22 protein-coding genes and 1 pseudogene are annotated in these 24894 nt (G+C 35.3%); 21 read left to right on the top strand and 2 right to left on the bottom strand.

Annotated elements, in window-relative coordinates; all coding sequences use genetic code 11:
- Positions 1–74 precede the first annotated feature (74 nt).
- Positions 75–305, top strand: a complete 231-nt coding sequence (locus tag P253_RS08060; RefSeq protein ID WP_004279307.1) for a helix-turn-helix transcriptional regulator — start codon at positions 75–77, stop codon at positions 303–305.
- A 19-nt stretch (positions 306–324) separates the two neighbouring features.
- On the opposite strand, the gene P253_RS08055 is transcribed toward P253_RS08060, so the two are convergent.
- Positions 325–1326: a hypothetical protein gene (locus P253_RS08055; protein ID WP_016659436.1), complete on the bottom strand. Its 1002-nt coding sequence runs from the start codon at positions 1324–1326 to the stop codon at positions 325–327.
- A gap of 196 nt (positions 1327–1522) precedes the next feature.
- On the opposite strand from P253_RS08055, the gene P253_RS08050 reads away from it, so the two are divergent.
- From P253_RS08050 to arsH, 12 genes are all read left to right on the top strand, one after another.
- Positions 1523–3883: a type I restriction-modification system subunit M gene (locus tag P253_RS08050; protein ID WP_016659435.1), complete on the top strand. Its 2361-nt coding sequence runs from the start codon at positions 1523–1525 to the stop codon at positions 3881–3883.
- An 11-nt stretch (positions 3884–3894) separates the two neighbouring features.
- A complete protein-coding gene (locus P253_RS08045) occupies positions 3895–5232 on the top strand; it encodes a restriction endonuclease subunit S (RefSeq protein WP_016659434.1) in 1338 nt (445 codons plus the stop codon).
- Positions 5233–5288: 56 nt separating this feature from the next.
- Positions 5289–8324, top strand: coding sequence for a type I restriction endonuclease subunit R (locus P253_RS08040; protein ID WP_016659433.1), 3036 nt, complete (start codon positions 5289–5291; stop codon positions 8322–8324).
- An 80-nt stretch (positions 8325–8404) separates the two neighbouring features.
- Positions 8405–10207: a GmrSD restriction endonuclease domain-containing protein gene (locus P253_RS08035; RefSeq protein WP_016659432.1), complete on the top strand. Its 1803-nt coding sequence runs from the start codon at positions 8405–8407 to the stop codon at positions 10205–10207.
- Positions 10208–10649: 442 nt separating this feature from the next.
- Positions 10650–11084 (top strand): arsenate reductase (glutaredoxin), encoded by a 435-nt coding sequence (arsC, locus tag P253_RS08030; protein ID WP_004988483.1) that lies wholly within the window; start codon positions 10650–10652, stop codon positions 11082–11084.
- 56 nt (positions 11085–11140) lie between these two features.
- Positions 11141–11809 (top strand): permease, encoded by a 669-nt coding sequence (locus tag P253_RS16055; protein WP_016659431.1) that lies wholly within the window; start codon positions 11141–11143, stop codon positions 11807–11809.
- The gene (locus tag P253_RS16140) at positions 11806–12162 is read left to right on the top strand and encodes a permease (RefSeq protein ID WP_016659430.1); all 357 of its coding nucleotides are present in this window, start codon (positions 11806–11808) and stop codon (positions 12160–12162) included. The genes P253_RS16055 and P253_RS16140 overlap by 4 nt, the downstream gene beginning before the upstream one ends.
- Before the next feature lie 18 nt (positions 12163–12180).
- Positions 12181–12420 (top strand): thioredoxin family protein, encoded by a 240-nt coding sequence (locus P253_RS08020; protein WP_016659429.1) that lies wholly within the window; start codon positions 12181–12183, stop codon positions 12418–12420.
- Between the two features lie 195 nt (positions 12421–12615).
- Entirely contained in the window at positions 12616–12936 is a 321-nt protein-coding gene (locus P253_RS08015; protein ID WP_004988477.1) for a metalloregulator ArsR/SmtB family transcription factor, read from the top strand.
- Between the two features lie 6 nt (positions 12937–12942).
- Positions 12943–13413, top strand: coding sequence for an arsenate reductase ArsC (locus P253_RS08010; RefSeq protein ID WP_004988474.1), 471 nt, complete (start codon positions 12943–12945; stop codon positions 13411–13413).
- An 11-nt stretch (positions 13414–13424) separates the two neighbouring features.
- On the top strand, positions 13425–14465 hold the full coding sequence (arsB, locus tag P253_RS08005; protein WP_004988470.1) for an ACR3 family arsenite efflux transporter: 1041 nt from the start codon (positions 13425–13427) through the stop codon (positions 14463–14465).
- Between the two features lie 9 nt (positions 14466–14474).
- Positions 14475–15179, top strand: a complete 705-nt coding sequence (gene arsH / locus P253_RS08000; RefSeq protein ID WP_016659428.1) for an arsenical resistance protein ArsH — start codon at positions 14475–14477, stop codon at positions 15177–15179.
- 334 nt (positions 15180–15513) lie between these two features.
- Here arsH and P253_RS07995 read toward each other — a convergent pair whose 3' ends face one another.
- Positions 15514–15756, bottom strand: a complete 243-nt coding sequence (locus P253_RS07995) for a hypothetical protein (protein WP_016659427.1) — start codon at positions 15754–15756, stop codon at positions 15514–15516.
- Positions 15757–16002: 246 nt separating this feature from the next.
- Between P253_RS07995 and P253_RS07990 the strand changes: the two are divergent.
- The 8 genes and pseudogenes from P253_RS07990 (at position 16003) to P253_RS07955 (ending at position 24580) form a co-directional block, all read left to right on the top strand.
- Positions 16003–16943 (top strand): annotated as a pseudogene (locus P253_RS07990) (IS5 family transposase).
- Positions 16944–17113: 170 nt separating this feature from the next.
- Positions 17114–18619, top strand: coding sequence for a hypothetical protein (locus P253_RS07985; protein ID WP_039901501.1), 1506 nt, complete (start codon positions 17114–17116; stop codon positions 18617–18619).
- A gap of 42 nt (positions 18620–18661) precedes the next feature.
- Positions 18662–19351 (top strand): OmpA family protein, encoded by a 690-nt coding sequence (locus tag P253_RS07980; RefSeq protein ID WP_162182858.1) that lies wholly within the window; start codon positions 18662–18664, stop codon positions 19349–19351.
- Entirely contained in the window at positions 19348–19788 is a 441-nt protein-coding gene (locus tag P253_RS07975) for a hypothetical protein (RefSeq protein WP_016659423.1), read from the top strand. Before P253_RS07980 ends, P253_RS07975 begins: the two co-directional genes overlap by 4 nt.
- A gap of 5 nt (positions 19789–19793) precedes the next feature.
- Entirely contained in the window at positions 19794–20429 is a 636-nt protein-coding gene (locus P253_RS07970) for a vWA domain-containing protein (RefSeq protein ID WP_016659422.1), read from the top strand.
- Between the two features lie 42 nt (positions 20430–20471).
- Positions 20472–21008, top strand: coding sequence for a hypothetical protein (locus P253_RS07965; RefSeq protein ID WP_016659421.1), 537 nt, complete (start codon positions 20472–20474; stop codon positions 21006–21008).
- A 4-nt stretch (positions 21009–21012) separates the two neighbouring features.
- Entirely contained in the window at positions 21013–23049 is a 2037-nt protein-coding gene (locus P253_RS15310) for a PP2C family serine/threonine-protein phosphatase (protein ID WP_016659420.1), read from the top strand.
- Complete coding sequence (locus tag P253_RS07955; protein ID WP_016659419.1) at positions 23042–24580, top strand: helix-hairpin-helix domain-containing protein; 1539 nt, start codon at positions 23042–23044, stop codon at positions 24578–24580. Before P253_RS15310 ends, P253_RS07955 begins: the two co-directional genes overlap by 8 nt.
- Positions 24581–24894 lie beyond the last annotated feature (314 nt).

Genomic DNA, 24894 nt, shown 5'->3' with positions numbered 1-24894 from the left:
ACAAGGTAAAACCTTACGAAATTGCCGTATCTCATGAGCGAGTTGCTCGAAATCATGAGATAGGAGTAAACATCATGAATGCATTTGTAGGTCAAACTTTTCAAATGAATCAACTGATCAGTATCAAGCAAGTCATGGAATTTGTTGGAGTGGGGCGTTCTACTATCTATGAGATGATGGATGAAAACTCACCTTATTACGATCCTTCATTCCCAAAGAAAGTTAAAATTACTCAAAATCGCATCGGCTGGTCAGCTTATGAGATCCATCAATGGATTGAAAGTAAGTTGGCGAGCCGCGAATAGAAGGGGAGCTTTCGCTCCCTTATTTTTCCTGTGAAACATTTTGATTAGAATATTCGATATATGCTTTTTTACAAATATCTTTAGCTATAATTCCTAAATACGTACATAGGTCTAGATCAGTATATTTTTTAATATTTGCAGGAATATTATCTATAGATAAACCATCATATTTACTTTGGTAAATATAATAGTGAAGTAAAAGCTTTTGAGATTCTTTTAGGTTCTGAAAAGATTCCAATACTTTGTTTTCAGCATCAGATACAGCGACTTCAATTCCCTTTATTGAAGCTAAATAGCCCACATACTCCCAATCATTCTTTAAATTTATGTCTTTGTTATTTTGACAGTACTTTGAATTTTTGAAACTTTCTATAGATATTTCGATAATTTGGTTCTTAATATCATTTTCATATTCTGTAGCTATAATTTTAAAATCATTAGAAATTCTATTAAAATTTTCTTTTTGGGTAGCTGCTTCGAATTGTGCAAAGTACCATTCATAAGCTTTATGATTATTTCCAAAAACTTCTATAAATAAAATAAATTCTGGAGTAAGAAGATAAATATTTTTTTCTATTTCATAATAGTTATTGGAAAGTGATAAGTCAGATGTATTATTTATTAAATTAATAATATTGATAATATGATTTATATTGGTTTGTAGAAGTATATTAAGAGTTCTATATTTTTCATTAGAATCTAAATTTATCTCTTTAATAATATTTAAGTTATATGTTTCTAGTTCGAAAGGGTGCTCATATTCAACAATGTCTTTATGTATGCAATCTCTCAATATATATATTGTTTCTGTATTGATATTAAATTTCACACTTATAAGAGATGGATCTAAGAAAACTCCAAAAGCACGTCTGAACGCGAGTGTTAGATCAGTAGTATCCATTAACTCAGGAGAAATGTTCATGCAATCATAAATTTTTCGGCAGCTTGCTGTATTACGAGCTAATCGAAGCTCATTTTTGATGCGTCCTAAGTCTTCAGTTATCCAATCAAAATCTGCCATATGAGAACCTGTTCTTTATTAAAGTAGAATTAAATTTTACGCAAAGCAGTCTGAGCGTATGAGTAGATTCATTAGACCAAATTTCGCGACATAATTTGGCGTATAAGCCTAAAGAAGCCAATATACACACTGCCCAACTATTTGAAAATAGTGTTAAATAAGCATAAGAAATAATTACAGATTTTAAGGTCTAAACATGGATCATTCAGTTCACAACAAATTAGTTTCTTTTATCTGGTCAATTGCAGACGATTGTTTACGTGACGTATATGTACGTGGTAAGTACCGTGATATCATTTTACCGATGGTCGTGTTACGTCGTTTAGACACCTTATTAGAACCAACCAAAGATGCGATTTTAGCTGAAGTCCAAGACCAACAAGCCGAGTCTGATTTTTTTGAATTGGATGATTTGCCATTGCGTCATATTTCAGGCTATGTGTTTTATAACAGCTCACAATGGACGCTCAAAAGCCTATTTGAAACAGCAACCAATAATCAGCAAATTCTATTGGCAAACTTTGAAGATTACTTACGTGGCTTTAGCGACAACGTTAAAGAAATTATCGAATGCTTCAATCTATTTGCCCAAATTCGCCATATGGCAAATAAAGATGTATTAGGGGACGTATTAGAAAAATTTGTCTCACCATATATCAACCTGAGTCCATTTGAGACTGAAGATCCGAACGGCTATAAGCTCGGTGGCCTGTCTAACTTGGGTATGGGCTATGTTTTTGAAGAATTAATTCGTAAGTTTAACGAAGAAAATAACGAAGAGGCAGGAGAGCACTTTACCCCACGTGAAGTAATTGACCTGATGACGCACTTAGTCTTTGACCCAATCAAAGACCGTATTCCGTATGCCTTGTCTGTGTATGACCCAGCGTGCGGTAGTGGTGGTATGCTCACCGAAGCGCAAAACTTTATCGAAGAACGTTATAGCGATGAAGATCGAGACATCTTCCTCTACGGTAAAGAGATCAACGACGAAACTTATGCTATTTGTAAATCAGATATGATGATTAAGGGTAACAACCCTGAAAACATTCGTGTCGGTTCGACTTTGGCAGGGGACGAATTCGGTTCAAAACGTTTTGACTTTATGTTATCTAACCCACCGTATGGTAAAAGTTGGGCAGCAGACCAAAAATATATTCTAGAAGATAAAAAGGTTGTCGATCCACGTTTTAGAGTCGAACTTAAAAATTATTGGGGCGAGCTAAAAGAAGAAGATGCAACACCACGTTCCAGCGATGGTCAGCTTCTGTTCCTGATGGAAATGGTTAGCAAGATGAACTCGCCTGAGCAAAATGGTATTGGTAGCCGTATTGCTTCTGTCCACAATGGTTCAAGCTTATTTACAGGTGATGCAGGTGGTGGTGAATCCAACATTCGTCGTTATATCATCGAAAATGATTTACTCAATGCCATCATTCAATTGCCAAATAACTTGTTCTATAACACAGGTATTACCACGTATATCTGGTTGTTATCTAATAACAAGCCTGAATCACGTAAGGGCAAAGTACAATTGATTGATGCAAGTTTGCTTTACCGTAAGTTGCGTAAAAACTTAGGACAAAAAAACTGTGAGTTTGCCCCTGAGCATATTGAAGAAATTTTAAATGTGTACCTGAATGGGCAAGATGTTGAGCGTGGTTTAGATGCCAACAATGACCCAATTGGCTTAACATCGAAAGTCTTTAATAACAGTGATTTTGGTTATTACAAAGTCAATATCGAACGTCCTGACCGTCGTAAAGCGCAGTTTAGTTTGGAGCGTTTACAGCCATTACGTTTTGATAAGTCATTGCTTGAGCCAATGGAATATATGTTTGCTGAATATGGTGATGCGATTTACCAAGCAGGCAAGCTCAAAGAAGTTGAAAAAGACGTTTTAGATTGGTGTGAGAAGCAAGAGATTAGCTTAAATACCAAAGCGAAAGCGAAGCTGTTTGATATTAAGCATTGGACATCGCTCAAGACGTTGTTTGAATCTGCTCAAGCGATTATGGAACAAGTAGGTGAAGCGGAATCAAGCGACTTTAATGTGTTTAAAGACAATGTGGATAAAGCGATTAAAGCCCTTGGTCTAAAGCTGTCTGCTCCTGAAAAGAACAGCATTTTAAATGCTGTGAGCTGGTATGACGAAACGGCTGAGAAAGTGCTGAAAAAAGTGCTGAAACTGAATGGCGATAAGTTAGCGGAGCTACTTGAACATTTAGGCTGTGAAGAGTCTGATTTAGCCGACTTTGGTTATTATGCAACAGGCAAAAAAGGTGAGTACATCACGTATGAAAGCAATGCTGATATCCGTGACAGTGAATCTGTACCGTTAAATCAGCGTATCCACCAATACTTTTTAGATGAAGTAAAACCGCATGTAGGTGAAGCATGGATTAATTTGGATTCTGTGAAAATTGGTTATGAGATCAGTTTTAACAAGTATTTCTACCAACATAAACCATTGCGTTCGCTTGAAGAAGTGGCTCAGGATATTTTAAGTCTTGAGAAACAAGCCGATGGTTTGATTGCACAGATTTTGGGTCTTTAAGGAGAAGCGGAATGTTTAATAAATATGATGCTTATAAAGATTCGGGTATCGATTGGGTAGGCAAAATTCCTGCTAGTTGGGATGTAAAACGCTTAAAAGCACCTCTTGCTGAGAGAAATGAAAAAAATGATCCGATAAAAACAGATTTTATTTTGTCATTAACGATGCATCAGGGCGTTATACCACAATCTGAAAAAACAGGAGGTGGAAACAAGCCCAAAGAAGATTTAACTGCATATAAGTTAGCAAGACCTAATGATATTGTTTTGAACAGTATGAATGTGATAGTTGGTTCGGTTGGATTATCGAAATATTTTGGAGTTGTTAGTCCTGTTTATTACATGCTTTATGCAAGAGATGGTGCTCACACAAATATTGGATATTATAACTATATTTTCCAATCACAGGCATTTCAAAAGAATTTGGGACGTTTAGGTACTGGTATTTTAATTAAAAAATCGGAGACTTCAGGCAAGTTAAATACTATTCGCATGAAGATATCGATGGACGACTTGAATAATGAGTTATTGCCGATACCATCTTTTTTTGAGCAAAATAAAATAGTTGAGTTTTTGGACAGAAAGACAACTGAAATTGACCAGGCCATTGCTATTAAAGAACAGCAAATTGCTTTACTTAATGAGCGTAAGCAAATTGTGATTCAAAAGGCAGTCACGCAAGGTTTAAATCCAAATGTGCCAATGAAAGATTCAGGTGTGGAATGGATTGGACGAATTCCTGAGCATTGGCTATATGAGCCTATAAAGTATTCTCTAAAAGGTATTGTAGATTGTGAGCATAAAACTGCTCCCTTTGTTGATGAGAAAGAGTTCTTTGTAATTAGAACATCCAATGTCAAAAATGGTAAGTTGGTCTATGATGATGCTAAATATACACATGAAAAGGGTTACAACGAGTGGACTAGAAGAGGTGTTCCAACCCCAGGTGATGTGTTATTAACAAGAGAGGCTCCAGCGGGCGAAGCATGTTTGGTTCCATCTAATCAAAAGATATGTTTAGGGCAACGTATGGTTTGGTTGAAAATAAACAATAAAAGGGTACTCTCACAGTTTATCCTCTATTTAATTTACTCGAATGTTGTTAGAACTTATATCGATTTCTTATCAGCAGGTTCAACGGTATTACATTTCAATATGGCAGATATTAAAAATATTCCAGTATTGATTCCTCCATTAGTTGAGCAAAAGTCTATTATTCAATATTTAGATAAAATTGAATCAGATATTAATCATTCAATCGAGATAATTAAATTGCAAATAGCTAAATTGAAAGAATATAAAACCACGCTGATTAATGATGCTGTGACAGGTAAAATTAAAGTAGCTTAAAACTTCATTTGACTTAAAAAATATAAATCGCCAATGCATGTAATAGAGGGGAAATCGTGAACAATAATCTAAATGAACTGGCTTTAGAAAAAAATATCGAACGTGCATTGGTCGGTATCTGTAAAGAAGACCTTGCTCAAGGCATAGCCCAAACCCATTCGGGCATGGGTTATGTCATGGGGCAAGTGTCTGACTTTAATGCAGAATATGCCATAGATGAAAAACTTTTTTTCCAATTTTTAGAAAACACCCAAAAAGAAAGTTTAGACGCCTACAAAGCCTATAACAAAAATGACTGGAAGCAAAAAATTCTAGGTCGTTTTGATAAGCTGATAAAAAAACATGGCATTGCCTATATGCTGAAAAAAGGCATGGCACTGGATGAACAGCATTTTCACTTTATGTATCCATGTCCATTGGCAAGCAGTAGCCCATCGGTAAAGCAAAATTTTGCGTCTAATATTTTTAGCGTAACACGACAAGTGCAGTATTCACTCAAAAACCGTCGTGAAGAAATTGATATGGTCATCTTCCTGAATGGCTTGCCATTGGTGACGATGGAACTTAAAAACGCATGGACAAACCAAACAGCACGTTATCACGGTCAAAAACAATATCGTGAAGATCGTGATCCAACACAGCCATTACTGACGCCTGCACGTTGCTTGGTGCATTTTGCTGTCGATACCGATGAAGTCTATATGACCACCAAACTAGAAGGTAAAAAGACTTACTTTTTGCCATTTAACAAAGGTACAGCTTCAGGTGGACAAGGTAATCCTGTTAATCCAAACGGTTATAAAACAGCATACCTGTGGGAAGAAATCTTTGCCAAAGAAAGCTTGGTCAATATTGTTCAACACTTTGTCCGTTTAGACGGTAAAGATTCAGATCAACTCAGCAAACGCACCTTATTTTTCCCACGTTATCATCAGCTTGATGTGGTACGTAAAATCATTCGTGATGTGTCACAGCATGGCGTAGGCAAGCCGTATTTGATTCAACACTCCGCAGGTTCGGGAAAATCAAACTCAATTACTTGGGCAGCTTTTCAGCTCATTGAAGCCTATCCAAATAATGCACTTGCAGCAGGCAAACGAGCGTTACATCAACCGTTGTTTGATTCGGTAATTGTGGTGACAGACCGTAAAATTTTGGATAAACAACTGCGGGATAATATTAAAGATTTTTCGGAAATCAAAAACATTATTGCCCCTGCAATGAACAGTGCTGAATTAAAAAGTGCTTTAGAAACAGGTAAAAAGATTATTATTACCACCATTCAAAAGTTCCGCATCATTTGGGATAGTGTGACTGATTTAAGTGATAAAAACTTTGCCATCATTATTGATGAAGCACATAGTTCACAATCAGGCGAAGCACATAACAGCATGAACCGAGCGATGGGCAATGAAGCGTTAAAAACTGCTGATGATGTTCAGGACATGCTTGTGGCAATGATGACCACACGTAAAAAGCGTGAAAATGTATCGTACTTTGCTTTTACTGCAACGCCTAAAAACACCACTTTAGAAAAGTTTGGTCAACTAGATGTTGCGACAGGCAAATATGTACCATTTCATCTATACAGTATGAAACAAGCCATTGAAGAAGGCTTTATTTTAGATGTGTTGGCAAACTATACGACATATAAGAGCTTTTATGAGATTCAAAAGTCGATTGAAGACAATCCAATGTTTGAATCGAAAAAAGCACAACGTATTTTAAGAGCCTATGTGGAAGCATCACAACAATCCATTGATGCCAAAGCCAGCATTATGCTTGAGCACTTCATTGATAACGTGGTCAATAAGAAAAAGCTCAAAGGCGTCGCAAAGGGCATGGTGGTGACACAAAGCATTGAAGCTGCAATCCGCTATTACTTATCACTCAAAAAATTGCTAGATCAAAAAAATAACCCATTTAATATCATGATTGCGTTCTCAGGTGAGAAAGAAGTTGATGGTACAACCTATACTGAAGAATCACTGAATGGATTTAATGATGCTAAAACAAAAGAAAAGTTTGATTTAGATGAAAACCGAATTTTGGTGGTGGCAAACAAATATCTCACAGGTTTCGATCAACCGAAACTGACCACGATGTATATCGATAAAAAATTGACAGGCGTACTATGTGTGCAGGCATTGTCACGTTTAAACCGTGCTGCGCCAAAATATAATAAACGCACGGAAGACTTATTTATCTTAGATTTCTACAATGAGATTGATGACATAAAAAAAGCATTTGATGATTTTTATACTTCGACCTCGTTATCTGAAGCGACTAATGTCAACGTGCTCAATGATATTAAAACGGCCTTAGATGACACAGGCATTTATGAATTACATGAGGTGGTGAAGTTTAATGAACTGTTCTTTAGTAATGCTTCTGGCAGTGACCTAAGCCCTATCATTGATACAGTGGCAGCCCGTTTTGATGTAGATAGAAAAGGATCATGGGAACATGAGCAACGTGTCGATTTTAAGGTGAAGGCAAAACAGTTTGTTAAAATTTATGCCCAAGTCTCTTCGATCATGCAGTTCAATAAAAAGGAATGGGAACAACTGTATTGGTTCTTAAAGTTCCTTATTCCAAAATTGAATGTACAAGATGGACGCTTAAATGGTATTGATGATCTGTTGGAATCAGTCGATTTAAGTACTTATGCCTTAAAGCGTGAGCATATCAATAAAACGATTACACTTGATGCAGAGGAAACAGTTGTAGAACCACCAAATCCAAACCCTCGTAATCCAAGCGAAGAAAATGATGATGAGACTTTAGATTCGATCGTTGCCAAGTTTAATGAAAAGTGGTTTCAGGATTGGAGTGCGACACCACAAGATCAACGGGTGATTATCATTGATTTGGTGAAACGTATTCAGCAGCATCAAAACTTTATGAAAAAGTATAAGCAGACGCAAGATCCACAAAACAGAGCACTCGTGTTTAAAAAGATGCTCGATGAAATTATGGTGGTACAGCGTAAAAACATGGTGGATTTATATAATCTTTACCGTAAGGACTCAGCATTCCAAGATACGTTTAGCCAGACCTTGGAAAACTTGATTGAGATGGAAGAGGTTTGATTTTCTAAATTTGGTCATTGGGTATCAGTACCCAATGACCTTTTGTTTTGTTGGTTTTAGATATTTTGAGGGGCGTCTTAATGGCGAAATATTCAGTACATCAGCATCCAATTGATACATTACTCTCTTGGATAAAATCAGGTGAAATCGCAATTCCTGAAATCCAGCGACCTTTCGTTTGGTCGAGTAGTAAAGTGCGGGATCTAATGGATTCGCTATATAAAGGTTATCCTGTCGGCTATATCATCACATGGCGTAACCCGGATATTCGTCTTAAAGATGGAACCTTATCCGCAGGAAAAAAGGTACTTATTGATGGACAGCAACGTATTACTGCATTGACTGCTGCTGTTGTTGGGCAGTTGGTGTTAGATAAGGACTATAAAGAAACTAATATTCGAATAGCGTATAACCCAACTGCTAAAGATGATGAGCCCTTATTTGAAGTATGTAACACAGCTATCGAGCGTAATCCAATCTGGGTCAATAATATCGCCCCAATTTTAAATGGGGATATTTCAATATCTCAGGCTAGACGTGCATATATGGGATTGAATCCAGATGCAAATGAAGATTTCATTGAAGATAAGCTTGAGCAGTTAAAAGCAATCAAAAATCGTCAGATTGGTATCATTGAACTAGATTCATCTCTGGATATCGACACGGTTACTGAAATTTTTATACGAATCAATCAAAAGGGTGTAGTACTCAGTAATGCAGACTTTGTTATGTCAAAGATTGCATCAGATGAGCAATTTGGTGGAAATCGATTACGTAAAATGATTGATTACTTTTGCCATCTTTTGAAAGATGGTAGTTTTAATAAAATCATTAAACAAAATGATAAAAATTTTGCAGATACGGAGGACTATAAAAAAATTAGTTGGATAGCTGATATCAAAGATGATTTGTATCAACCTAACTATATAGATGTTTTACGTGTGGCATACACGTGCCAATTTAATCGTGGAAAATTTAGTGATCTTGTGGCGTTACTTTCTGGCCGCGATTTTGAAAATAGACGTAATATACAAAGTATTGCTGAAGAAAGTTATCACAAGTTACGTCAAGGTTTAGAAGACTTCTTCAACCAGACAAATTACCAACGTTTTCTAACGATCATCCAATCAGCGGGATTTATTGACAAAAAACTTATTAGCTCAAAGACTAGCTTGAATTTTGCTTATGCGCTTTATTTGCAGCTTAGAGCATCAAAAATGCCTGAGCCACAAATTCAAAATCTTGTAAAACGCTGGTATGTGGTTTCATTACTGACAGGGCGTTATTCTGGATCTTCAGAATCAGCGATTGAGCGTGATAGTAAACAAATCTTAGAAAAAGGTATCGAAGGATACTTAGCTCAAATCGAGCAAGCAGATTTAGATGATGGGTTCTGGAATTACCGTTTGGTAAATGAGCTGGATTCTTCAAGTACTGTTAATAATGCATACTTGTGTTATCTAGCAGCACAATGCAAATCAAATGAGCAATCCTTCCTGTCTGGTAGTTTAACTGTACGAAGCTTAATAGAGCAAAGAGGGGATGTACATCACGTTTTTCCAAAAGACTATTTAGCTAAAAATGGGTTTAAGAAAAGTGAATATAATCAAGTAGCTAATTATGTTTATACAGAGCAAGCAATCAATATTAAACTAGGAAACGCTTCTCCAAAAGTGTATATGGAAAAAATCCAAAATGATATTAAGTTGGATAAGAATGAAATAACTTCTCTGAAAAGTATTGAAGGTTTAGACTTGAATTTACAGACTCATTGCATACCAAGTAATTTAAACCAGTTAGATGCTGATCAATATACTGAATTTTTGAATGAGCGTCGTAAGCTCATGGCACAAAAAATTAAGGAATTCTATAAAGGTCTATAATTCTTATAGATGGTTACAGGCTGTGCTTCATGCACAGCCTATTCTCTTTCTGAGGTTGATGGGTAAATATGGGTAATAGATAGTGGGTAATATTGTTTTAACTTCATGTTTAAATTAAATTTTCAATATGAGTTGTTTTGTCACCATCTCAATTTCACTCTTATCAACTTATTGACTTTTATTAAGAGAAATACAATTAAAAAAGTCCTTAAGATATTCAGTTTGTTAGATGAGGGATGTTCCTAATGTGAGTTGAGAATCCGAAAAGAAGCTTTAGCTTCTTAATTTAATTGACACCGTTTCAGAAATACCTAAATGGGAGATTTTTGATTGATTCAGGAGCTTTTCTTATTTATTGGTACTTGTAGTTAATCATATATTCCATATTGCGTATATTCGAATATTCATATATAAAAGGCTGTCTGTTTAAGAGATTATACTCATGGATCAAATGCCAAAAGTTCAAATTTACCATAATCCTGCCTGTGGCACGTCTCGTAACACTTTGGCGCTTATTCGCAACACGGGGATCGAACCAGAAGTAATTGAATATCTGATTACGCCACCATCAAAAGATCAGCTGATTAAAATGATTCAGGACTCTGGTTTAAGTGTTCGTGATGTGTTACGCAAAAATGTAGATGCTTATACTGAACTTAATTTAGACGATGCGAACTGGACAAATGAGCAATTGCTTGATGCTATGCTTGAACATCCCATCCTGATTAACCGTCCTTTGGTCGTGACAGATTTGGGCACTCGTTTATGTCGCCCATCTGAAGTAGTGCTAGATATTCTACCTTTGCCGCAATTAAAAGCTTTCGCTAAAGAAGATGGTGAAGTCATCATTGATGAGCAAGGCAGACGCTTAAAATAAAAGGTGAAACCCCTAACGCTGTTGGACTTTGTATCAGTGTAGAGCAGGAGATCTAAATGGAGAACATTGTCGCAATTTTTGCTTGGTTAAATGATGTTCTACTTAAAATGACCTGGCTCTCGGATGGGGTGCGCTGGTTCGTTGAAAATGTATTTGGTTTATCCGTTGCAACCCGGTTGGGTGGTAGTGTCCATTTCTTTATTTATGATGTATTCAAGATCTTTATTCTGCTTTCAGTGTTGATCTATACATTATCTTATATTCAAAGCTATTTCCCTCCAGAACGTACTCGGCTGATTTTAGGTCGGATGACAGGAATCAAAGCCAATATCATGGGGGCATTACTCGGTACTATTACGCCATTTTGTTCATGTTCTTCGATTCCGTTGTTTATTGGTTTTACCCGTGCAGGACTTCCGGTAGGCGTCACTTTTTCCTTTCTGATTTCATCACCACTTGTTGACTTGGCTTCAATTATTTTATTGGCGAGTATCTTTAACTGGAAAATTGCATTGGTCTATGTGTTACTTGGATTAGTGCTGGCAGTCATCGGCGGGTCATTAATCAGCTACTTGAAAATGGAAAAGTATGTGGCTGAATTTGTGACTCATCATCAAACAATCTCAGGTGACGATGAAGATTTCAGCATGACTGCAAAAGAGCGGCGTACATTTGCTTGGGAACAGGTGACAGACATTTTTAGTAAGGTCTGGCTTATGTCTTGATAGGTGTCGGGATTGGTGCGGCAATTCATAACTGGATTCCTGAGCAGTGGATTACCGCCTTACTTGGTCAGGAACACTGGTATTCCGTACTGATTGCCACGATTGTCGGAATGCCAATGTATGCGGATATCTTTGGCACCTTGCCGATTGCAGAAGCACTTGTAACTAAAGGCGTTGGCTTGGGGACGGTTTTAGCGTTTATGATGGCGGTCACCGCACTTTCTCTGCCATCGCTAATCTTGTTAAAACAAGTGGTGAAAACCCGTTTATTGAGCCTGTTTGTAGGGATTGTTTTTGTGGGAATCTTGATTGTTGGTTATAGCCTGAATACTTTGGGTTATTGGTTTTTATAAAAAGTGTGGAGAATAAAGATGCAAATTAAAGTTTTAGGAACAGGTTGTCGTAAATGCAAAGCCTTATTGGCTGCAACTGAAGAAGCTATAAAAAGTACGGGTGTTCAGGCAGAAATTGAATATGTAACTGATATGATGCAAATTGCTGAAACAGGGTTGTTAAGTACGCCAGGTCTGATCATAGATAATCAAATCGTTTCAAGTGGCAAAGTTTTGGAACCACAAGCCATTGTGGAGTTGATTGAAAAAAATAAATAAGTGTATGTGGAAAACTGTAAAAAAGACCTGTGGCATAAGCCACGGGTCTTTTTTATTTGTGTCTTGAGATGTTAAGAAGTTTTAAATTTTTCCCTTTCTGGCAAGCATATACGGATATGGGTATACTTTTATAATGAGTACTCTTTACTGAATATATGGATATGTGTATATTTGCATAATAGAATGGGAGCAGTTATGGACCACGTTCAGTTTTTTAAATGTTTATCTGATGAAACACGTCTCAGTATTGTCATGCTTATCGCAGAAAACGAAGAGCAATGTGTTTGTGATTTGACAGATAAACTCCAGTTAAGCCAACCAAAAATTTCACGGCATTTAGCCCTGTTAAGATCAAGTGGTTTGCTGAATGACCGTCGGCAAAAGCAGTGGGTGTATTACAGTCTTAACCCACAACTACCTGAATGGTGCTTTGAAATTCTGAATACACTTAAACGTAGCAATGTTCCCGTGTTATTTGATCCCTCAGCTCTATCGATTCAGAGCCATTGCGAGTAAGTTTTTATGAAATTTTTGTTTCTGTGCACGGGTAACAGTTGTCGCAGTATTCTTTCTGAAGTTCTGTTTAATAGTCGAGCGCCTGAAGGTTGGGTAGCTTATAGCGCTGGAAGTAAACCTTCTGGCCAAGTTCATCCGTTAACCATTCAGACTTTACAGAACCTGGGTTTGTCTACCGAAGGTTTGTCGAGTAAAACGATTGATGCCTGTGAACAGTATCAGCCCGATGTCGTCATCACCGTGTGTGATGCGGCAGCACAAGAAGCTTGTCCGTTGTATTTAGGAGGAGCAATCAAAGCACATTGGGGTCTATCTGATCCATCACATTTAGATTTGCCTGAACAAGAAAAATTACAGGCATTTTTAAGTACTGTAGAACATATTAACAAACGCTTAGATGCACTTTTTGCATTAGATACCCATCACATGAGCCGTCCTCAGCTTATTGCTGAAATTAATCAAATTTCCCATCTTTAAGCGAGCAGATCATGTCTAAACCAGGATTATCCTTTTTGGATCGCAACCTGACGCTATGGATTTTTGTGGCCATGGCACTGGGTGTTGCGATTGGGGTGGTATTTCCACAAGCATCCGTCGCATTGGACGCAATGAGTGTAAATTCAGTCAACTTGCCAATTGCGATTGGTTTGATTTTGATGATGTATCCACCATTAGCCAAAGTAGATTATGCAGCTTTGCCCAAAGTATTTCAGGATAAAAAAACATTAGCGCTCTCTCTGATTCAGAACTGGCTGATTGCGCCAGTGCTGATGTTTGTATTGGCGATAGTCTTCTTGAGTGATTACCCAGAATACATGACAGGTCTGATTCTGATTGGCTTGGCGCGTTGTATTGCCATGGTACTGATCTGGAATGGACTGGCATGCGGGGACAATCAATACGGTGCTGCATTGGTCGCATTTAACAGCATTTTTCAGATTCTGTTCTTTAGCAGTTATGCCTGGTTCTTCCTGACCTATCTGCCGCCATTTTTTGGGATAGAAGGGAATGTCATCAATGTTGATTTCTGGACCATTGCCAATGCTGTCCTTATCTACTTGGGGATTCCATTCCTGATGGGCTTCCTGACGCGTCTATCTTTAGTGAAAGCCAAAGGTCTGGACTGGTATCAGAATCAGTTTCTACCCAAAATTGGTCCACTCAGCTTATTGGCCTTGTTATTCACCATTGTAGCCATGTTTAGCTTGAAAGGCGGTGATGTAGTGAGTTTGCCAATGGATGTGTTGCGGATTGCAATTCCATTGACGCTTTACTTTGTCGTGATGTTCTTTGTCAGCTTTTTCATGAGTAAGTGGATGGGGAATGACTATCCCAAAACCACCGCAATTTCATTTACCGCAGCAGGTAACAATTTTGAGTTAGCGTTGGCCGTTGCGATTGCTACCTTTGGTTTGGCTTCACCAATTGCCTTTACTACGATTATTGGCCCATTGGTTGAAGTGCCCGTGCTGATTGCACTGGTTAGCGTATCCTTGTGGCTGAAGAAAAAATATTATCCAAATTCTTAAGAGGCAAAGATGACACTCCCTAATCTTGAATCTGATCTTTTACCGACACCAACTTTTGCGGAAGTGCAGGCTAAAGAACTAAGTCACCCACCACGTATCTTATTGCTATATGGCTCAAACAGAGAGCGTTCATATAGCCGCCTAGCTGTGATGGAAGCTGGGCGAATTCTTGAGCGTTTTGGTTGTGAGGTTAAAATCTTTCATCCCAAAGGTTTACCTTTACCTGAAGATGGTGATCTGGAACATCCAAAGGTTAAAGAGCTGCATGAATTGTTGGCTTGGTCTGAAGGCATGGTTTGGTGTTCGCCTGAGCGGCATGGTTCGATGAGCTCAATCTTCAAAGCACAGATTGATTGGATTCCACTTGCTGGAGGAGCAATTCGTGCTACGCAGGGTAAAACACTGGCTTTGATGCAGGTGAGCGGTGGATCACAGTCTTTTAACAGTGTAAACCAGATGCGAATTCTTGGGCGCTGGATGCGGATGATCACGATTCCAAATCAGTCTTCTGTTCCTAAAGCCTTTTTGGAGTTTGATGAGGAAGGACGGATGAAGCCTTCATCGCTATATGATCGTATTGTTGATGTAATGGAAGAGCTATACAAGTTTACTTTGCTGACTCGCGGTCAGAGTGCCTATTTGACCAACCGTTATTCGGAGCGAAAAGAATCGGCTGAAGAACTGTCTAAACGAGTCAATCAGCGTAATCTTTAAAGCTGATTCGTCATGGTGTGAGCAGGGTAACGGATGGCTCGATCGTTTGTTTAATCGTAAGCATCCGCTGAGCCCCACTTTTCTAACTCATTAATACCACGATAGTGTCTAATAAATTTTAAGAGGACACTATCGGAGTGCTATTTGGTCAGAAAACAGGAGTTCACAGGATACGTGAACCGTTATTTTGATTGTATCAGATGATGTTGAATTGGCGGGTAACGATCTTAAGTACAACAGGTCATCTAATGTCTAGATTGTCTTTTTTGATGCTTTAATCATCATGGCTGTCAATAAATAAAGAGTTTAAACCTGAGAATTAGAGCAATCCTGCTTATTTTTCCTTAAATTTTAAATCAATTTGATATTCGTCCTGAGTCACTTTGATTTTATAGTTTTTATATTTACGTTTACTTGGTGAAAGGGCAGAGTTAGTGACTTCTTTATGGAATTCGCTGTCAGACATAAAAAAATAATACGCCTTATAGCCTAATAAGATCTTGTCAATTTTTTTATCTTTTTTCTCAGCATTACGAATGAGTTCATTTAAATAGTTTAAGCTGATTTTGTCTGACATTTATAAACTCGCAAACAAAAGTTGCATTATCACACGAGATATAATCGATTTTTATTACAAATTGATGACAGTTGCATTTGGGGTACTTTGGGGTAGATGCTGCATTGAGTATTATTGAACTAAATGTTGTAGATCAAATCTAATTGGATAGATTTGGAGGAAAAACTATTAAAAAAGCTTTTAATGCTGAGTGGCTTTGTTGCACAAACCTATCTGTAAAGGCTTTTTCAGCGATATAATTTTCAAATGAAGAAGCCTACACACAAAATCTATCGCACAACCAATTGGCCCGCATATAACCGAGCACTCATGAGTCGCGGAAATATTGCCATTTGGTTTGATCCTGCTACGCAATGGTATGCGCCATCAAAAGGCAAACAAGGGCGAAATCAAATCTACTCCGACGCAGCTATCCAATGCTGCTTAATGATTAAATCCTTATTCCGTCTGTCTTTACGTATGGTTACTGGCTTTGTGCAAAGTCTGATTAAACTTTGCGGATGAGCAGCCCCGAATATCAGTGATATTCTTACACCACGCTTTGTAGAAGACAAAAGCATATTGATATTGTAATCAGCTACCAAAAAAGTAGCGATGGGCTGCATCTACTCATGGACTCTACAGGCATGAAGTTTCTAGGTGAGGGCGAATGGAAACGAAAGAAACATGGACCTGAATATCGTCGCCAATGGCGTAAACTACATATTGGTATAGATGCTAAAACCCTACAAATACGCGCTATTCAGCTCACAACCAATAATGTCAGTGATTCACAGGTGCTTGGTGATTTACTTAATCAGATTCCACAAGATGAGCAGATTGACTCTGTTTATACCGATGGAGCTTATGACACCAAGCAATGCCGTCAGGTCATTGCAGATCGGCAAGCACATGCGGTGATTCCACCTAGAAAAAATGCGAAACCATGGAAAGATACAAAGAGTAGCTCGCTAGCGCGAAATGAATTACTTCGAACAGTTAAACGTTTAGGCAGGACACTATGGAAAAAATGGTCAGGCTATCATCGCCGCAGTTTGGTGGAAACCAAGATGCATTCCATCAAATTATTAGGCGATAAATTAATGGCAAGAAGCTTTCCTAGTCAGGTGAATGAAATTCATGCACGTGTAGCAGTCCTCAACAGATTTACGGAATTAGGTCGACCACTTACCCAAGTTACGCCTTAAATTTGGCTCAATTAGGGGCGCTTTGCATTTCAAATCTTTGTGCAACAAAGCCGTTTGGCGATTAAATTTTACTTTCTCGCTATTTTTTTGAACAGAAAATGTCAACAGACCCTATTCAAATCAAAAAAAAACTGTAAAATTATGTAATTAATTTTAATTAAACTAAAAATATGGATTGGATAATTGGCTTCAGCACAATCACACTAACAATAGCATTTTTAACTTTAATTTATTTCAATAAAGTTCAATCTATTAGAAGTAATGCTCCCTCATTTTTGGTGACTTTAGGTATTCTTTTTATGTTTATGGGGGTTGGTTTGGGTCTTTATGACTTTGATTTGAGCTCCAATCCAACAAAAGCAATTAACAATCTCTTGATACATATACAAGGTGCCTTTATAGCATCCACGATAGGAGTCTTTTATTCTATTTTATATAAAGCAATATTTTACTTCGTAAAAAATGATCAAAAAAATGATGATGCGCTGGAGGCTAGAATAAGTGTATTTCTAGATAATAATGAAAAAAGTCTATTGATCCAACAGAGACAAGAAGTTGAATCAAAAGATTATAAAGATACATTGGTCAAATACATTGAAGAGTTGGTTACTAGTAATGCAGATACTTTAGAAATTCAGAGAAAACAAGAAACTGAATTTAAAAATTATAAAGATATACTTGTAAGTCGTATCATCTCACTGCAAGAGAGTAATGAAAAATTTATTACTTCTCAAACAGAAAGAAATAATGAGATATTTATTTCTGCATTAAAGGCGGTAATGTTGGAATTCAATAAAGATATTGGAAATCAGTTTGCATCTAACTTTCCTAAATTAAATGAAACTTTAGAAAATGTTATTTCATGGCAAAATAGCTATAGTGAAGAAATTAAAAATAATCAAACTACTTTAAAACAAATAAATGAAAGTTATCTTGAGCAACAAAAACAGTTTGATTTATTGAAAAATTATACTGAAAGTTTTATTCAAATGAATAAAGGACTGCAATTAAGTTCAGAAGAGCTTGATAATCAAATAAATATAATAAATGAAAAAGTAGAACAATTAGCTGTTTTGGGTAAAGAAAGTATTGTTGATGCTGAAAAATATCGTATACAGATGGATGCAATATATAATCAGTTTAATCAATCAAATCTTGATTTAATTGAAAATATGAAAACTTATCAACAAAATTCTTTAGATATGGCAAAATCATTTGAGCAAGTAATAGAAGTTAATAATTTATTCAAAAAAAATAGTATTGATATATATGAAAAAAATTTAGAGTATTCTAAGAAGGTATATTTAAATCAAACAGATTTAATTGAAAAAGTAGGTGTTCATCAAATGGCTGCTATTGATAAATTTAAGAATAAAGTTGATAAGCAACTATATGAAGTGCATATGGATATTACACAAAAATTTGAAATGACGAATGATCACTTAAATAAAATAGATTCGCTGATCGAGAATCAACATGCATTAATAAAGAGTATTCAATTTCCTAAATTTGATAAACAATTATTGGATCTACAATTAGATATTTCGAAAAAAATAGAAATGACAAATAATCATATTAATCAGATTGATATGAAAATTGAAAATCAACATTCTTCATTAAAGAATATTCAAGAACCCAAAGCTCTGCCTACTAGTATTTCTTTAGGTGGTAATTAATTCATGAGGCTTTTTAGAAAGTTAAGTCGAGAAGATGAATGGGTGAGCTTAAGTGATATTATGACTTCACTTATGCTTGTTTTTTTATTTATTGCAGTTTATTTTATCGTTTCCACTAAAGATATTATTGAATTTCCAAAAGTTTTTCAAAGGAATGAGGTTTTATTACATTCTGAATTAAATAAAGTACTTAAAAATAATTTATCTAAATGGGGTGCTGATTTAGATACAACTGGTCTTGTGAGATTTAATAATAGTCAATTTATACAATTTGATACAGGTTCTTCTGATTTATCACCACAATTTAAGAGTGTTATTGATGAGTTTTTTAAAAATTATTTAACAGTGGTAATGAAACCAGAGATCGAAAAAAATATTAAAGAAATTTATATTGAAGGACATACCTCTACATATTGGTCTCGCAATAGTTCAAAGCAAGAATCTTATATTGCAAATATGAATTTATCTCAGGCCCGTGCACAATCAACTTTGGTCTATCTTTTAAGCTCTTCAAGTTTAAGTGTTGATCAAAAAAAATGGCTTAGTCAGAAAGTAAGAGCAATTGGCTATTCGTCATCTAAACCTTTAAATAATATTGGTGAACCTCTAAAAATTGGTGAAAGTGAAAATCCATCAAAATCACAGCGCGTTGATATCCGAGTTGTTACAACTACAGAAGAACAAATTCGTAAACTTGCAAATGACCATTTTAAAAATGATGGCAGTATATGAGTGATCAAATCAATTACTTGCCAGAATCTGTTAGCAAAAGCTTAAAGCTGAAAAAATTTTATGTTCAGCTTATAAGCACAAATAATATGGATGATTTTTCAGATTTGGTTTTGCTTACTTTAGACTGTAATCATGAACAAATTGATATCATTCACTTATCTTCTAGCACTCCTATTAAGGGACCTTTTATTATTTATAAAGATAATGTCAGAAGTGCTATTACGATTTGGTTCGATACGACTAAAATACCAAAAAATATTTTTCACATTAAATTGGATAACTTAAGAGATTTTGATAGTATTGAAATTAAACTAAGTGTTTATAATGAATCGGTTTTTAAAAAAATTTACGAGTATTTTTATGCTTATAAATTTATGAAAAATACTTTGCTGAAACTGAAAAGAAAGAACGATTTTTTCCTGTATGATAATGAGTAAGAGTTATGAGAAGACTTCCTGTATATTTAGTTATTGATACATCAGGATCGATGTACGGAGAGCCTATTGAAGCTGTTAGAAATGGTATAGACCTATTTGTCTCATCATTACGACAAGATCCGAATGCTCTAGAAACAGCTTATTTATCAGTAATCACATTTGATGATAAAGCTCAGCAGATAGTGCCATTAACAGAACTTGCAGATTTTCAAACCCCATCTATAGAAGCTGGAGGTTGGACGGCTTTAGGTGAAGGTCTAACTTTAACAGCAAATTGTATTATTAACGAAGTTAAAAAGAATACAAATGACTCTAAAGGGGATTGGAAGCCATTAATTTTTATTATGTCTGATGGTGTGCCAACGGATGATTGGAAGCAGGGTTTCGAAAAACTGAAAGCAGTAAAGCCAGGTCTCATTATTCCTTGTAGTGTTGGCAGTATTGAAGCTGCAAGTGTTCTGAAGCAATTAGCAGAAGGAATTGTCCATCTACCTACTGCTGACAGTGCAACAATTACAGCTTTCTTTAAATGGGTTACGCAAAGTGTTTCAATGAGTAGTCAAAAAGTTGATTCAAATCAGGGTGATGCTGTTATTGGGGATTTACCTGCGCCACCACCTGAAATCAATTTTGTATTTTAAGAGGTGCTCACCATAGCCTAAGCAGGGCTATGGTATTTTTTGATGAAAAAACTTCCTGTAATATGCCTAGTAGACAGCTCAATTTATAATACTCATGAAAAATTGCAAGCAACAAATATTGCACTAGAAGTATTATATAAGTTGTTGAATAATGATGATTATCTAAAAGAAAATTGTGAAATTTACTTCTATACTTTTTCTAAAAATTTATTTTTTAAAAGTGTTATTAATAGTAAGTCTAACTTGAGAGATTTTCAAATTTCGGAAAATGAATTATTTGGTTTGAATTTTCTAGGATATGCTCTTTATGAATTAGAAAACTCAATTAGTTTTGGCAAGGAATTTTATCGCCCAAACTTATTTATATTTAGTTCAAACAATGCAGTAGATGTATTTACTTTTGAAAGTTTTTCTAAATCTGCTAGTAATATTTCACAATTTGCAAATACTGTTATTTATTCTATGGGTGATCTGACTGTAAATTCAAAACATAAATATATGATTTTGACAGATAATATATTAAATGTCGAATATTTAACGGAATCAATTTTTAATATGTGCTTGAATTTTGAAGAGTAGAATTATGTTAAGTAAAAAAGATTATTGGGAAAATTTAGATGATTTTTTCAGTCATACAATAGATTTAATTGAAATGTTAGATTTAAAGAAAAATTGGATAGGAGTTGACCCTAAGAAAAAACTTTTATCTGAATTAGATGAAATAAAAAAAATTATTAATGAACAAATAGATTTTAACGAAAAAGGGGGTATTTTTTTTAATAAAAGATACGGCTCAAAAGACTCTAATCAATTAAATGATACAAATATACCTAGTTTATTGATAGAGCAAGAGGTTTTAGCTGATAAACAAGAGACTGATTTAGCCAATAAAAAGAAAGTCAAAGAGCATTTAGAAATAAATGATTCTGATCAAATAGAACCATTGTTATTACAGGATATTGTGATTGTAAAGGATGCAATTCAAATTGATTTAGAGGAAAATAATAAGATAGAACAAGAAAATTTTGGCAAAGATATTAAAGAAGGGCAACTAGAGTCTCAAAATAATAATATTGAAGCTTTAAATCATTCTTATGAAGAAAAGACAGATAATCCAACTGGTAATATTTCTCCAAGTGTTCAATTATATACTCCAGAAGTTCAAGAAAAGAAAAATGAATCAATAACTCAGACTTTCAATTCACAATTAATTGAATTGGGAAAAATTAATGCTGAATTGCTTAACAACGAAATTAATAATATAAATAATAAAGACCAAGACGTGTTAGTCGGTGAAACTAATGAGCAACAAGCACAAAAATATAGCAATCAAATAATATCAAATATTGATATTAAAAAATCAAATAATAAATCAGTTTCTAAGATAGTACCTCCAAAGATGACTTTCTCAATTGCAAATGGAAAAATTAAAGAGTCTTATAAAGAAAAAATTACTATAAAGGAAAATATAGAAATTGAAATTCTTTATGAAAGCATTAATTTTTCAGAAAATAATATCGGTCTAAGTGTTGAGGATAGTTTTATTGTAGGTGTTCCTCAAAAAATGGGATCATTTGTTATTAACTTTAATTATAAGTATCAAGATAACGTTTATAAGGCTAGCGTAAATCTAGTAATTGTTGCAGATCCTAAAGATCTATGGGAAGTAAATGAGCCTGCCGAAGATTCATTATTTCCTAAAGAGCATGAATTTTATAAAACGATAAAATTTAATAATAATCAAAACTACAAAATTATTGCTGCAAGTCGTCGAGGACGTTCACATGAACATAATGGTTCATTTAGAGATGATCATTTTGATTATGAAATTTTAGAGCATGACCCATCCTTAGTAATTCTTTCTGTGGCAGATGGTGCTGGAAGTGCAAAGTATTCAAGAGAAGGTTCAAGATTAGCAACAGAACAATCAATAAACTTTTTAAGCCATAAATTGGCCTCAATACAAGCTTTTCAGGATTTAGAAAAGTATGTTTTTGAGGAGTCACACACATCTGAAATAAATAAGTCTATTGTTGCGAATTGGAATACCGCATCAATTCAATTATTTAGAGAAGCAACTGATTATGCGATGGAGAAAATTCGCCAGAAAGTTGAAAATACTCAAAGTTCTTTCAGAGATTTTGCAACTACCTTACAAATTGTGATTGTTAAGCATGTGCAAGATAAACGCTTTATATCAAGTTTTTGGGTTGGAGATGGTGCTGTTGCCGTATATAACCAAGAGAAGATACGTTTGTTAGGTCAAACAGATGGAGGAGAGTATGTGGGACAGACAGTTTTCTTGAGTCCAAATTTAGAACCCTTCCATCAGTATGTAAGCATTACAATTGCATCTGCTCAAGATTGGTTGTTTTTAATGTCTGATGGTATTTCAGATCCATACTTTGAAACTGATACTGAACTAAGTAGTCTAGACAATTGGACTAAATTTTATAATGATTATAAAGAAGTTTTAAATAGCGATATAGATGGATCTCATTTGAATGAAAAAATTCATTTCTTCAAAAAAGGACATCATGATGACAGAACGCTTCTTGTACTTTTACCACACAATGAACCGAATTTAAGTTTAACAGTTGAGAGTTTCACAGATGTCTAATATCGTTCATTGTAAAACCCATGATGGAAGACCAATTAGTTATATAGATCAGATTATTGGTTCTGGTGCGATGAAAGATGTTTATTTCTCACCTGATAAAAGCTATGTCGTATGCTTTTTTAATAAGCAAAAAAATAAGTTTTATGATAATCAAAATGACTATCAAGAACAGAAACGACGTTTACTAGAAATCGTCACGACTATGCATGACAGTATTATGAATGGTTTGGGTGGAAAATATTGGGAAAGAAGTTTTTGTTGGCCTAATGCTTTAGTTGAGCATAACAATTTATTGGGTATTGTTGCTCCTGCTTATAGTAAAGACTTTTTTTTTGAATTTGGTTCAATCAATAATGATCAACTTCTTAAAATTAAAGGAAAGGAAAAAGAAGGCAGATGGTTTGCGAGTGCTAGCAATCAGAATCGTTTTCTTGATGAGAGAGAGAAAGGCACGTGGGCAAGTTATTTAAAAATATGCATGATGCTTGCTCGAGGTGTCCGACGTATGCATGCAGCTGGACTAGCGCACTCAGATTTATCCTATAAGAATGTTTTGATTGATCCTGTGACGGGTAGAGCATGTATTATCGATTTGGATGGTTTAGTTGTACCAGGTAAGTTTCCACCAGACGTGGTTGGTACACCAGACTTCATCGCACCTGAAGTTATAGCTACGAGTCACCTTGATCGGAATGATCCAAATCGTTTTCTACCATCAATTAGGACGGATAGACATGCACTAGCAGTACTGATCTATATGTATTTGCTATATCGCCATCCGTTACGCGGAAAAAAAGTACATGATTTGGATGATAGTCAAAATGATGAAAAATTAAGTATGGGAGATCATGCGCTATTTGTTGAACACTCTATAAATACATCTAATACTATTAATACTGATGATTGGAATAAATCATATTTACCATGGGTGGATACTAAAAAAATTCCATATACAGTGACTGGTCCATATTTGTCGGAATTATTTAAAAAGAGTTTTGAAGATTATTTACATGATCCTAATCAAAGACCTTCGGCAAATGATTGGGAAGCTGCGTTGACTAAAACAACTGACTTACTTCAACCCTGTGTAAATCAAGACTGTACTCAAAAATGGTTTGTATTTGATAATTCAAAACAACCAAAGTGCTCATTCTGTGGGACAGCATACACAAAAAAATTACCAATTTTGAATTTCTATTCTTCACGCAATCAGAAGGATTATAAATCTGATAATCACCGTTTAATGGTTTGGTCAAACCAATCATTGTTTGAATGGCATGTTAATGCTCTGGTTTTACCCAATGAACGTTTAGAAGCGCACCAAATGCGTCGAATGGGATATTTTGTTGAGTATAACCAACAATGGTGGTTGGTGAATGAGCGAATGAACAGTTTATTTGTATTCGATGAAGAAAATCGGCAGCATAAAATTGAGATTGGCAATCGTATTGAGTTGAAAGAAGGTGTGAAAATTATTCTCTCTAAAGACTCTGGTGGTCGTTTGGCTTATGTTCAAATGTCTAATTCGTAAAATTTTCTAAATAGAGAAGCAGTAGGTTCGAAAAAATATGTCTCGCTTGAGTTAGTTTTTGTTAACTCAAGCGTTAATTAATTGTTTAAGTATTATTAGTTTTTGGAATGTTAGTACTGCTATAAATAAAATTACCGTATGATGAATCTAAAAAAATATAACACCTATTAAAAAGCAACAAATACCTACCAATAATAAAACATAGTTTTTTGAAGGCAAATTTGGTGAAGGAGTTGAGTGTGGTTTTGTAGGGTGTATTAGTTCAGACTTGATCGTACATTCTTCTTGAAAAAGAGAAAGTTACCCGTTTTGAT

The organism is Acinetobacter indicus CIP 110367 (assembly GCF_000488255.1).
Classification (GTDB): Bacteria; Pseudomonadota; Gammaproteobacteria; order Pseudomonadales; family Moraxellaceae; genus Acinetobacter; species Acinetobacter indicus.
Note: the sequence above shows the minus strand (reverse complement) of the source record. Positions and strands in the feature narration are given on the sequence as shown.

Excerpts from the sequence above, each read along its gene's own strand:
- P253_RS07985 (WP_039901501.1), top strand. The coding sequence starts at position 17,114 with ATGGATTGGATAATTGGCTTCAGCACAATCACACTAACAATAGCATTT.
- arsC (WP_004988483.1), top strand. The coding sequence starts at position 10,650 with ATGGATCAAATGCCAAAAGTTCAAATTTACCATAATCCTGCCTGTGGC.
- P253_RS08020 (WP_016659429.1), top strand. The coding sequence starts at position 12,181 with ATGCAAATTAAAGTTTTAGGAACAGGTTGTCGTAAATGCAAAGCCTTA.
- arsB (WP_004988470.1), top strand. The coding sequence starts at position 13,425 with ATGTCTAAACCAGGATTATCCTTTTTGGATCGCAACCTGACGCTATGG.
- P253_RS07995 (WP_016659427.1), bottom strand. The coding sequence starts at position 15,756 with ATGTCAGACAAAATCAGCTTAAACTATTTAAATGAACTCATTCGTAAT.
- P253_RS16055 (WP_016659431.1), top strand. The coding sequence starts at position 11,141 with ATGGAGAACATTGTCGCAATTTTTGCTTGGTTAAATGATGTTCTACTT.
- P253_RS07965 (WP_016659421.1), top strand. The coding sequence starts at position 20,472 with ATGAAAAAACTTCCTGTAATATGCCTAGTAGACAGCTCAATTTATAAT.
- P253_RS08050 (WP_016659435.1), top strand. The coding sequence starts at position 1,523 with ATGGATCATTCAGTTCACAACAAATTAGTTTCTTTTATCTGGTCAATT.
- P253_RS07955 (WP_016659419.1), top strand. The coding sequence starts at position 23,042 with ATGTCTAATATCGTTCATTGTAAAACCCATGATGGAAGACCAATTAGT.
- P253_RS08035 (WP_016659432.1), top strand. The coding sequence starts at position 8,405 with ATGGCGAAATATTCAGTACATCAGCATCCAATTGATACATTACTCTCT.
- P253_RS08010 (WP_004988474.1), top strand. The coding sequence starts at position 12,943 with ATGAAATTTTTGTTTCTGTGCACGGGTAACAGTTGTCGCAGTATTCTT.
- P253_RS08045 (WP_016659434.1), top strand. The coding sequence starts at position 3,895 with ATGTTTAATAAATATGATGCTTATAAAGATTCGGGTATCGATTGGGTA.
- P253_RS15310 (WP_016659420.1), top strand. The coding sequence starts at position 21,013 with ATGTTAAGTAAAAAAGATTATTGGGAAAATTTAGATGATTTTTTCAGT.
- P253_RS08060 (WP_004279307.1), top strand. The coding sequence starts at position 75 with ATGAATGCATTTGTAGGTCAAACTTTTCAAATGAATCAACTGATCAGT.
- P253_RS07970 (WP_016659422.1), top strand. The coding sequence starts at position 19,794 with ATGAGAAGACTTCCTGTATATTTAGTTATTGATACATCAGGATCGATG.
- P253_RS07975 (WP_016659423.1), top strand. The coding sequence starts at position 19,348 with ATGAGTGATCAAATCAATTACTTGCCAGAATCTGTTAGCAAAAGCTTA.
- arsH (WP_016659428.1), top strand. The coding sequence starts at position 14,475 with ATGACACTCCCTAATCTTGAATCTGATCTTTTACCGACACCAACTTTT.
- P253_RS08015 (WP_004988477.1), top strand. The coding sequence starts at position 12,616 with ATGGACCACGTTCAGTTTTTTAAATGTTTATCTGATGAAACACGTCTC.
- P253_RS08055 (WP_016659436.1), bottom strand. The coding sequence starts at position 1,326 with ATGGCAGATTTTGATTGGATAACTGAAGACTTAGGACGCATCAAAAAT.